Origin of the sequence: Methylovulum psychrotolerans, assembly GCF_002923755.1 — a bacterium.
GTDB classification, from domain to species: Bacteria; Pseudomonadota; Gammaproteobacteria; order Methylococcales; family Methylomonadaceae; genus Methylovulum; species Methylovulum psychrotolerans.
The window spans coordinates 23,304-34,974 of record NZ_PGFZ01000021.1 but is presented as its reverse complement, the minus strand read 5'-3'; the positions used below and the strand labels follow the sequence as shown (position 1 = coordinate 34,974).

General features: G+C 51.1%; 7 protein-coding genes. 6 read left to right on the top strand and 1 reads right to left on the bottom strand.

Annotated features, from left to right (window positions below; all coding sequences use genetic code 11):
- The first annotated feature begins 682 nt into the window (after positions 1–682).
- Positions 683–2,512: a glutamine--fructose-6-phosphate transaminase (isomerizing) gene (gene glmS, locus AADEFJLK_RS21990; RefSeq protein ID WP_103975797.1), complete on the top strand. Its 1,830-nt coding sequence runs from the start codon at positions 683–685 to the stop codon at positions 2,510–2,512.
- Between the two features lie 107 nt (positions 2,513–2,619).
- Here the strand turns inward: glmS and AADEFJLK_RS24800 are convergent, their stop codons facing one another.
- Positions 2,620–4,455 carry a fibronectin type III domain-containing protein gene (locus AADEFJLK_RS24800; protein ID WP_170065219.1) on the bottom strand — a complete coding sequence of 612 codons (1,836 nt, stop codon included), beginning with the start codon at positions 4,453–4,455 and terminating at the stop codon, positions 2,620–2,622.
- A gap of 504 nt (positions 4,456–4,959) precedes the next feature.
- On the opposite strand from AADEFJLK_RS24800, the gene AADEFJLK_RS26150 reads away from it, so the two are divergent.
- From AADEFJLK_RS26150 to AADEFJLK_RS21960, 5 genes are all read left to right on the top strand, one after another.
- Positions 4,960–5,235: a helix-turn-helix domain-containing protein gene (locus AADEFJLK_RS26150; protein ID WP_103975796.1), complete on the top strand. Its 276-nt coding sequence runs from the start codon at positions 4,960–4,962 to the stop codon at positions 5,233–5,235.
- A gap of 501 nt (positions 5,236–5,736) precedes the next feature.
- Positions 5,737–7,071, top strand: coding sequence for a glycosyltransferase family 2 protein (locus AADEFJLK_RS21975; RefSeq protein WP_211299309.1), 1,335 nt, complete (start codon positions 5,737–5,739; stop codon positions 7,069–7,071).
- A gap of 131 nt (positions 7,072–7,202) precedes the next feature.
- Positions 7,203–9,014, top strand: coding sequence for a polysaccharide deacetylase family protein (locus AADEFJLK_RS21970; RefSeq protein WP_170065218.1), 1,812 nt, complete (start codon positions 7,203–7,205; stop codon positions 9,012–9,014).
- A gap of 262 nt (positions 9,015–9,276) precedes the next feature.
- The gene (locus AADEFJLK_RS21965; protein ID WP_103975793.1) at positions 9,277–9,918 is read left to right on the top strand and encodes a hypothetical protein; all 642 of its coding nucleotides are present in this window, start codon (positions 9,277–9,279) and stop codon (positions 9,916–9,918) included.
- The gene (locus AADEFJLK_RS21960; RefSeq protein WP_103975792.1) at positions 9,915–11,291 is read left to right on the top strand and encodes a polysaccharide deacetylase family protein; all 1,377 of its coding nucleotides are present in this window, start codon (positions 9,915–9,917) and stop codon (positions 11,289–11,291) included. The genes AADEFJLK_RS21965 and AADEFJLK_RS21960 overlap by 4 nt, the downstream gene beginning before the upstream one ends.
- The last annotated feature ends 380 nt before the right edge of the window (positions 11,292–11,671 follow it).

The window sequence follows — 11,671 nt, the reverse complement described above, 5'->3', positions numbered from 1 at the left end:
GTCGAGTAGTCCCCAGAAGCGATAGTGCCTGTGTTTTCACGAAGCGAAGCGGAAGTGAAAATGCAGGCTATACGAAATCGCGTCGAGTCATTGGAGAGCATGTGAGCCACCCCTTGTTGGGTGGCGAACGAGTGACCAGGACGGCTGGGGCAGCCGAAGGCATAAGCGGTCGCGTGATTTTTGCTGATTGACCGGCAAGGATGCCGAAGCAATCTTTCGCAAAAATAGCGACTCCCCTTCTGATCACACAGAAAATATGTCTTTAAAACCCACAATGGTCTTACTTGTTTTGTTAAAACGCTCAGCTACTGGCTAGCATAGGTATTTGTACCAATAGCTCTTTATCCATCTCTCTGTTGTAATGGCTACAAATAGGTTATTACCCTATAGGGGATTTTCAGGCCATTAACAGCGTTATTGGTTATTTCTGTGCCGTTAAATAAACCCGGTATTAAGAATGGAAAATCCGATGGCAGGCCAACACATGCTTGTTTGTTGGCGAACCCCGCTTTTGCGGTGGGGTCACGATTTAACTGGCGGCTTCCCTACCTATTTGGTAATGGCGTTATTGTCAACAGCGGATAAGCCGTAACTAAAAACGCGTTCTGGGAGCCTTGGCCATCAGCCAGGGAAAAATTCTTTTCAGGACGACACTGTGGCCAAATTAAACAGGACAAATAACATGTGCGGAATTGTAGGTGGGGTAGTACAAAATAATCTGGTCGCCATTTTAATGGAAGGGTTAGGAAGGCTGGAATATCGGGGTTATGACTCGGCCGGTTTGGCGGTGCTCAATAAACAGGGGATACGTTGTAAACGCGTATTGGGTAAGGTCAAAGCTCTTCGGGAGCTTTTGGAAACTGAACCGGTCTCAGGCAATACGGGCATAGCCCATACCCGTTGGGCCACCCACGGTAAGCCGAGCACCGCGAATGCCCATCCGCATATTTGCCGGAACAAAGTGGCGGTTGTCCATAATGGCATTATTGAAAACCATGAACAATTACGCAAGCAACAACTCGAAAACGGCCACCAGTTTTTATCGCAAACCGATACCGAAGTCATCGTACATGAAATTTTTGATGCTATGAAAACTTCTGGCGGGCTGTTAAGTGCGGTGATGCAAACGGTCAAAAAACTGGAAGGCACTTATGCCTTGGGGGTTATGAGCAGTGATGAGCCGGGCAGTTTGGTGGCTTGCCGGAAAGACAGCCCTTTAGTCATCGGTATCGGCAATGAGGGCTACTTTATCGCCTCGGATGTTGCCGCTTTGCTACAAGTCACGCAACGTTTTGTTTTCCTTGAAGATGGCGACGTGGCGGCCATAACAAAAGACAAATTGGTCATTTATGATGTGAACGAGCATGAGGTTGTCCGGACGGTGAAGGAAAGCCTGTTGACCGCCGACTTTTTTGATAAGAGCGGTTACCCGCATTACATGCTAAAAGAGATTTATGAACAACCTTTCGCCATTTTACGGACGTTGGAAGACAGGTTTATTAATAACCGTTTGCAAGACAGCGCGTTTGGGGAGAATGCCGCCGCCATCTTCAACTATATCAAGGCGGTACAAATATTGGCCTGCGGAACTAGCCACCATGCCGGCCTGGTGGCGCGGCACTGGTTTGAAAAATTGGCCCGCGTCCCTTGTGATATCGAAGTCGCCAGTGAATTCCGTTACAGAAATCCGGTGTTAGCGGCGGACACCTTAATTGTTGTGATCTCGCAATCGGGCGAAACGGCGGATACCTTGGCAGCTCTGCAAGAAGCTAAAAAGCTGGGGGCAAAATATTCTTTGGCCATCTGTAACGTGCCGGAAAGTTCTTTAGTCAGAGAAGCCGATCTGGTCTTGATGACCCGTGCAGGCCCGGAAATTGGCGTCGCCTCGACCAAAGCCTTTACTACCCAATTGACGGCCTTGATGCTGCTGGTTATTGCGGTCGGCAAACGCTTTCATCTGAGCGAAGAGAAGGCGCACAATTTGACCGCCCAATTGTTTAACTTACCGGGTAACATTAAAAAAATCCTGCAACTCAATAATGAAATTAAAGCGTTGTCTGAGCAGTTTTCCCAAAAACAGCACGCGTTGTTTTTAGGGCGGGGTTCACATTATCCGATTGCGATGGAGGGGGCGCTGAAGCTGAAAGAAATTTCTTATATCCATGCGGAAGCTTATCCGGCCGGGGAATTGAAACACGGCCCCTTGGCATTAATTGATGCCGACATGCCGATCGTTACGATAGCGCCCAATAACAGCCTTTTGGAAAAACTGAAATCCAATATGCAGGAAGTGAGCGCCAGAGGCGGGCAGTTGATTATTTTCACCGATGAAAGTCTGGATACCATAGCGGACGGTAACGTCCAGGTCGTCAAAATACCGCAAGTCGACAATGACATTTCACCTATCGTGTACACCATTCCCTTGCAGCTATTGTCCTATCATGTCGCGGTCTTAAAGGGCACGGATGTGGATCAGCCGAGAAACCTGGCAAAATCGGTTACCGTCGAATAGTCCGGCTAAGGGGAGGCCATTATCGGTTCCGATAGCCGGACTGCCATCTTGGCTTTTGCAATGTACCTCCGGGCGGCGGCTTAGCGGCGCCGCCCGAAAGTAGTTTATTACGGGGTGGTCAGCACATTACACACGGAATCGCTGCCGGCTCCGGCGATATTCGCCAAATTGTTCAGCACAGTGACCTGTGCTTGCTCCGTCCGGAACGCATAGCTTTTCCCGATGGTTTGGAAGGCCCCGCCACCAGAACTCACATAAGCGTTGTATTTGTGGTTAAGCAAATTCACAGCCAGCCGGAACCGGTAAGTGGTATTGGCTGTATAGGGGATCACCGTGCTGGCGGCATAGGTGCCGCCATTGCGGGCATCGATAGTGCCGTTGGTATTGAACCTTACGATGGCGGCCAAATTGCCATAGGCCGCCGCCGTGCCATCCGATACGCCAACGACACCGTCAATATTCGCACCGAACGGGGTCGCATTGAACTCGACGGTTAGGCCGCCTGTAGTGGACGGCACAGGACTATTAGTCCATAAACCGCTGCTTAAGAGGCAGTTATTGGCCGCCTTAAACGTATAGTCGCCGGAAACTGCCAAGTTACCCGACGCGTCATGCGATTTAACCCGATAGTGGTAGGTGGTGTTGGCCAGCAAACCGGTGATGTTGACGCTGTGGTTTAGGGTCAGGTTGCTATCTAGGCTGCTGGATTGCCCATAGGCTGTCGTTGCGCCGTATTCCACTTGGCTGTCGGCCGGCTCATTGGTTGTCCAAGCCAGCGTGGCTTGGTTGGTGCTGACGCTGTTTGGGGCAATGTTGCCCAATACCGGGGGGGTGGTGTCGGGCGTCGTCGCTTGGGTCGGCACGATCTCACGGACACTCATCATTTTGTAGACTAGCCCGTCGGTGCCGACATTGTCGCTTCTCCAGTAGACGGTGATGTTAGGTTTGCCCGACTCGGAGCCTGGACGGGCATCGGAATTGGTCAATTTTAACGCGGGGTCGATGCCGGTCTTGCAGGGGGTGCCGTTTACGCCGAAATTAGCCCCCGTGTCAATGAGCTCGTTCACTTTGACCCAATTGCCGCCATTTAAGCCGTCGGTTTGGTCCATCCATAATTCCAGTTTGACGTTACCGTCAGCCAAATCATAAACGACATATTTATAACCGACCCATATCTGCTTAGGAAATCCGTTAGACCAAATGGTTTTGTTTTGGATGGCCGTAGAATTCGGATGGCTGGTTTCTTTCTCAAAGTCAATATGGCCGTCGTAACGGATCCGTCCGGCCATGCCACGGGTATCGCAAAGATTAGACAGTTCCGGCGCCGTTGTGCCGTGGTTGGTGCGTGCGACACCGACAATGCCGCCGTAAGCCGTGCCGCTGTCCGCGACCCGCATTGCATAGACGGTCATCTCGACATTATGCCAACTGTTCAATTTCGCCGGGTCGTGAATGTACATGCGTGGCACGGCTCCGGAAATTTTGAACAGCCCTTTGCCGTCCACCGAGTAAGACGCATCGCCATGGTTGGCATCGAACCAAGGGTCTTGCGGGTCTACGCCAGTAAAAGATCGGCTGACCCCGTTATCCCAAGAGGACACCCATTCCTTACCGCCGCTTAAGGTGGGGTAAATTTGGTTTATGCCAAAAGCATCGGCCGCCGCCATGGCCGCCGTGGTAACCGCCAAGCCGCCGCCCGCCAGCAAAACACCGGCAATAAAACGATACTTAGGTCTTTTAACGTTTGCATAATAGGTATGGCGTTGCGCCAAAAATTCGCTGTTTATCGGAGTCTTACCAAAGCCAAGCGGTTGTTTTGCCGAAAACGGCGTGCTGTTCAAGCGACCGTTTAACTTAGGGTAAGCATTTAGTAAACCAACTGTTGAGCGCAGTGCCGGCAACTGTTGGAAACGCGCTTTTAGGGTATGAGAAAAAGTAGTCATAAAAATAATTAATATCAATTCAATTAGTTATCTTGGTGTCACAAAAAATACGACAGAACACTAGGTATTTGTACATATTGTTCGGGGGGCTTATCTTGTATATCGTATAGCCATGCCGGCAGCTTGTTAAGTTTTACATATAACACATTGATTAAAATTAAAAATAACTAACCAACAGTTATGTTTTTAACCCGATGGGCTGCCGGCATCCAACATTTGCGCAGTTTTTAAACAGATAACCATAAGGTTATCCGTTAATGGATTACACAAATAGCGGCAAAACCTTGTTCGAGTACAGTTTTGATGCTTTCAATTACGTTAAGCATGAATGGCAAACCTTTTTAGGTTGCCAAATAGGAGTATAGCCGAACAAAACATCTTAACAAGCGGGATTGTGAAAAAATCCCATAATTAGGAGAATAGAGTAAGTTATTGTTTAAAAGTCTTTTAACAGAAATTAATCGGTTAAATTTTCGGGAATTCAGGCTATTTTTATCACTTGTCATGCTGTATGTAAAAAGCCTTTCTGATGTAGAAAAAATTACTTTAGAAAATATGCACCGTTACCATCCGCGCTACATCACCCGAATGCGGGCACATGCCGTTTTATTGAGTGACGTAGGCTTTTCCGTCACTAAGTTGTCAACCGTATTTGGTGTTTGTAGACAAACTGTTGCCACTTGGCTACATGCGTGGGAGATGGGGGGGGTTTGCGCGTTATTTGATAAGCCACGCAGTGGCCGTCCGTGTCTATTATCTGATGGGACGCATCGGCAGTGAGTGGGCTGTGGGATAGGCCCCCGCTTCTGCTGTTAATGGTGGCTTAGGCCTATAACTAAGTCGCCCTAATACTTAGATAGCCCGTGCTGACCAGAAAAGTTGGGACGAAGCAGGAAAGGTTTAGTTGGCCAAGCTCAGCAATAACCGGCGGCATGAATGAAGCGGGCAGAAATTGGCGCGTACGTTAGCGGCCATTGCGCCTTGTTTTTACCTGAAAAATGTTAAAAGATTTTTTATTAAAAATTTTTATGCTGAGGGGAAAAATCGGCTAAAAAGCGTTTAGCTAGTGCGTAAACGGGTCAATAAAAGGCCCGATAAGTTAAAACATATCTCTGCTTAATCTGCATAGGACGCTTGCGTATGTACCACATATCCCATGAAGATTAGTGTTAGCTAAAGAAGCAAAGGCGCTAAGCGCCATGAACAAGCAAAACGAAGCACCCATGTGCCCCCCTACTTTTTTGGGGTGCAACAACCAAACTATACATTTAGGAGTGAATGATGTCATCAACCGACGGGGAAATTTCGATTGCAGAATACGGTTCCGTCAATGTCCGTCCCACGAGGTTTCCGGGCGTGTCAGGAATCAGACGGCTGTTAGCCCGCGTGGCGGCCATCGCCATCATTGCGTTTTGCATGGCAATGGTTTTTGGGCTGCGTTGGGGTAATGTCACTTATTATTGGTATCAGCCGTTGTCGAATTTATATTCAATCGCCATAGCGGGCTTTATCTTCTCGCGCTTTGTGCTGTCGTTTTGCTACAGAGCCCCTAAGGACATCAATATTTCGCCAACGGTGAGCATTATCATCACCGCATTTAATGAAGAGGATGCCATTTATCGGACGGTTGAATGTTGTTATGCCGCCGATTATGCGGCATCGCTGTTTGATGTCATTGTCGTTGACGACGGTTCTTCGGATGGGACGATAAAAGAGATCCAGAGGGCCCAACAGCGCTGGCCAAGTCTGGCGTTAATCGCCTTCGAGCGCAATAAAGGCAAGCGCGAAGCGATGGCTGCTGGGGCGCTGTTGGCCAAGGGAGAAATTCTCGTCTATGTCGATTCGGACAGCTTTCTTAGGAGTGACGGTCTGCGCAAGATTGTCCAGGGCTTTGCCGACCCACGGGTAGCCGCCGTTGCCGGACATACCGAAGTCGCCAATGTCACAAAAAACAGCCTCACCAAAATGCAGCAGGCCCGCTATTATGTGGCTTTTCGCGTGATCAAGGCGGCGGAAAGCGTATTTGGTACGGTAACGTGTTGCCCTGGCTGTTTTTCCGCTTATCGGCGCAGCTGCATGATGGAAGTTCTGGAGCCGTGGCTAGGCCAGCATTTTCTCGGTGTCCAGGCCACATTTGGTGATGACCGGAGCCTGACGAATTATTTGTTACGCAAGTATAGGGTCATCTATTCGGCAGATGCCATTGCCACCACCATCGTCCCGGAAGGCCACAAACAATTTCTCAAGCAACAGTTACGTTGGAAAAAATCATGGTTTCGGGAAACTTTGATCGCCGCCACCTTTATGTGGAAGAAACCGCCGCTGGCCGCCCTGGCTTTTTACGGCCAACTGCTGTTCCCGATTATCGCGCCGCTGCTGATAGTGCGGATCTGCCTCTGGTTACCCATCGCCAACGGTGATTTTGTCTCCCCTGTGGTCTATTTGTTAGGGACTGTTTTGATAGGGCTTATGTTTTCGGCCTATTACCTGTTTTGGAACAGCGACCGCTACTGGATCTACGGCCTTTACTTTACGCTTTATTATCTGATTTTTTTGGTCTGGCAAATGCCCTACGCCATTGCGACCCAACGCGACAACAGATGGGGGACTAGGTAGCCACAATGCAAGCAATCAAGCCAAAATCAATATCGCCACAACCCCGGCCAGTTTGCCATTGGTACAACTTAGTATGGTGGCTAGTCGGAATCGGTGCAATCTTCGCGGTTAAGGAACTGTCTAATGATTTTATGTTTGCCCTAAAAGTGCCACCCCCCCTGTTGTCAGCAGGTAAAGGCAATGACACCGAGAGGGAGGCTTTTATTGCCCTTGCCTTCGGGAAGGTCAGCGCCACGCATGAATTGGCAATCGCGGCCTCTGCGTTTGAGCAGCAACTGATTGCGTTAAAACAAGCCGGCCACTCTTCCGTACGCCTTGAGCAGATCAAGCCGTGGCTACAGTCGGATACTCTGCCCTTACCCGCCCGGCCGATTTTGCTGACATTTGAGGAAGCGAACCGGGAGACGATGGAGATTGCCGACCCCCTATTGGCCGCTTTAGGCATGACCGCACTCGTATTCGTCGATGTCGACCAGCTCAATCAAGGCAATATCCAATTAGTTTCTTGGCATCAGCTGGAACAACTGGTTAACAGCGGCCGCTGGGAAATAGGCATATCCGGCTGTTCGGGCCAAGACAATCCAGAGCTTACTTCCCAAGCCGCCTTGGCGCACAAACTGACCCAGCAACGTGAACTGCTTGAACACCGGCTTAAGGTTCCGGTTAGCGCCGCCAATTGCCCCCGCCGCTGGACTTCTGACCACGACAACAGCGAGGAAGTTTGGCAGCAAGCCCTAAGCATCGCTTATTTGCCGATGGGTTTCGTGGCGGCGCCGTTCGGGGCAAATTATTGGAGTGATCCTGAGTTCGGCTTCAGGCGTATCCGCGTTTCAAGAACATGGAACCCACAGGATCTTCTTGCCCAGATTAATACCCATACACCGCGTCGGCAGGCCTTTACCGACACCTTCCAGGCTAATTCTAGTGCGTCAGAATGGATGGTCGACAGTGGGGACATTGCGGTGACGGACGGCAATCTGCAATTGTTCAACAAAGCCGGGGAGCAGGGGGCTTTGATGACGCTGGGAGGCACTGAGAAGTGGCAAGATGCCGATGTTGAAGTGCGGCTGAAAGGCCAACCTGAAGGCCAATTCTGGATAGCCTTGCGTTATCGGACCGGTCAGCCGTTTGTGCGCCTGGGTCTGGCCAAAGGCCAGGTGATATTGCAAAAATACGATGGCATTGATGCCTTCAAGCAATTGGCGAGCCGGGAGTCCCCAACTGGCGATATTACCTTGAGGCTGCATGTGGTGGGTTTTCATGCCCTTGCCTATCTGAATGGCGAGGCGTTATTAAGCAGGCCAACCGAACTGCCAGAAGCCGCCGATCACGGCGCCTTCGCCTTGGCGGTCTGGAATGAACAGACCGGTGACGGGCAGGTCGCCTCAGGAAATGCGTTAGTCAATTTACAGCAAATCACCGCCACGCCTTTGTTCCTTAAAGGCGGAATTATTGCCCCGCTACCCGGTGCGGCGACCTTGGCGCAACTCAGCCAACGGGCCGGAGACCTTTCTATGCTCAGCCCCCGTTATTTCGCTTGGCTAGACGGCAAGCCCCAAGTATCAGGCGGCCATAATAGCCCTATGGAGATTTTCGCCCGCTATCACCACCTGCAATTATTGCCCGCACTCGCCATTGACACCCCACCTGCTTTGGCAGAAATGGCGGCGTTGACCGGGCAAGCGTTGGCATGGGCTTCTGAGCCGGGCTATGACGGCCTGAACATCCTTCTGAACACGGCCCAGGACACACAGAAATGGCAGCCATTTCTGCGCGGTTTAAGTCGGCGGATGAACCAAGCGGGTAAGACGTTGGCGGTGACTTTACTGGACAAGCAAGGACAGGCCTTGCCACGCCAGGGCGATGACGGATTGTTATGGGTATCCGCCCGCCCTGAGCTATTGCCCGCCACACCCAGGTTGCTGTATCCGTCGGCACAGTAAATGGCCGCCGTAGCCATCGGCAAGAGAGAAAGAATAAGCAAAACATTATGCCTCCATACCCAGCCACAACAGCCATATTCGCCCCCCGTTTGAGCTTGGCGGCCGGATACATGGGGCATAAGGGGTCGACGGCCTTCGCTTTCCGGGGATCATCAATATCCGTAGGAAAGTTTTTTGGGGGGTAAGGGTTTTTGACGTTTGTCAAGGGCATTTAAGACATAGGTGTTTTTAAAATTTTAACAAACTATTAAGGTGTTATGACATGAACAATACAGACACTGGCAATTATACCGCTTGTAAAAGGGGATATAAGGTGGCCGATACGCACGGGAAGATCCATTATGCCGTAAAGGCGGTGGCACGCTCGTGTCTTGCCGCCACCTTGGCGGTTACGGCAGTTGCGGCACTGCCGCTGGTTACCGGCAGTTGGGGAGGGGGGGCCGCCATGGCGGATAGCCGCCCCCGGCCACCTCTGACGCTGACTGTGAGCAGCCCGACCACCGCAAAAGTAGGGGTGCCGTTGGAAGGCATTAATGTACATTTGGTTAACCCAAGTTTGGCATTACGCGATTCGCGGCTACGTTTGATCGTCCATGATGGTATGGAACGTTCCGTAGGGCCTGATGACATCAAAATCGATGTCCTGGAAAATAATCAGTGGCAACCGATACTGGTCGAACTCATCGACGAGGGGGTCATAGGGGCGATTGGCGCACCCGGGGAAGTCCATAACGACCCGCATAAAGGCGGCGGTTTCAGCATCGGCAATAAGGCAAACAGCACCTGGCAGCTACGGGTAACGTTCCGTTCAAGCGGACATTATACGATGGTCATGTCAGTTTCCCCTGATAACGGGGAAACGCAATTAGCCCAACCTGTTGTCTTAAACTTGGAGGCGTTATGAACACGCTACCCATAAAGGCCTTGTCCAGATGGGGAGTAATGGGCACTGTTTGGTCTTTTTTTAAGCTGTTGCTGATGGCGTGGTTGGCGGCGGCGGCCCTTACAGCCCCGGTGCAAGCCGCCACTCCGCCAGTGACACTCGTGTCATTGACCTTCGATGATGGCCTGACGCAATCGGATGTACATGCCCTGCTCGCCAAGCATGGCATGAAAGGCACTTTTTATATCAACTCGAATATGATCGGCATTAACGGTTATCTGTCCAAAACCGAACTCGACGCGCTTTATGCTGACGGTCATGAGATAGGCGGGCATACCATCAACCATGTCGATTTGGCGACGCTATCGGCGGCGGCGCAGCAAACCGCAATTTGTACCGATATGCAAAACTTGGTCAATTGGGGTTATCAAGTGCATTCGTTTGCTTATCCGTACGGCTCTACCGGGCCGAACACCTTAGGCATAGTGGCGGCCGGTTGTCCGGGTGTGGGGACGTATGAAAGCGCCCGGACAGTGGGGGGGCTGGTGACAACAACGTCGTGTTCGAGTTGTCCGTTTGCCGATACCATTCCGCCAGTCAATCCCTATTTTATTTATACCAGCAGTTCGATTGTTAAAACCACACCGTTGGCAACCATACAAGGGTATGTGACGCAAGCCGAAACGCATGGTGGGGGGTGGGTGCCGTTGGTTTTCCACCGGGTTTGCGACGGCTGCGATACCTATTCTGTGAGCGCGGCGACGCTGGATGCCTTTCTGACCTGGTTGGAAGCGCGGCCAGCACAGAATACTTTTGTCAAAACGGTGCATCAGGTCATGTCCGGCGACACTACCGGCACACCGCCACCGCCACCGCCACCACCACCACCACCACCACCGCCTGCCAACTTATTGATTAATCCCTCTTTGGAGATTGATGCCAACAATAATAGCCAGCCCGATTGTTGGTCGCGTGATTCGTATGGCAGTAACAAAGCCACTTGGACACGCACTAGCGATGCCCATACCGGAAGCTTTGCCCAGCAGTTGAAAGTCACCAGTTACACCAGCGGTGACCTTAAATTGTTACCGACTATGGATGCAGGCCGACCGGGCGGTTGTGCGCCAGCGGTACAGGCTGGGCAGAGTTACCAAATCAGTGCTTGGTACAAATCCACGGTGCCGGCGTTCTCGGTATTGTTTTACCTTGATGCGGCCAACAATTGGCAGTATTGGGTGGATGGCCCGCCTTTACCGGCAGCAACCGGTTGGGCACAAATGGTCTATCAGACCGGCCCCGTACCCGTGGGCGTCAAGGCTATTAGCTTTGGTGTCGCCTTGGAACGTGTCGGTACGTTGACCACCGATGACTATTCGATGGTTTCCATGCCTTAAGACGCTCTGAAAAAGAAATGCCCTGTACCTATATCCGGGCACAGGGCTTGATGCCCGCCAACTCACAGGGATGTGAGCTTTTTTACCGGCATTTAGTATAGGTATAAGCAACGGACGCAAAATTGCCAGAACGGCATGACTTTAGGTCATCCCGAGTGGCCGTAAGGCCTGTCAATAGCCAAATAGCACATTAACCGTTTCGGATTCCCATTAAGAGCCTGTGTATTTTTACAACAGCAGCAAGTTATAAGGTGTTATGCGATGAATTCATATCGAGACAGTAGAGATTACGAACCCTGTATAAAAAACCATAACCTAGTATGGAGGCATAGGGGCCGCCACAAAACCGTAACCCCAGTTTTACGGCTGCTTCGTGCCTG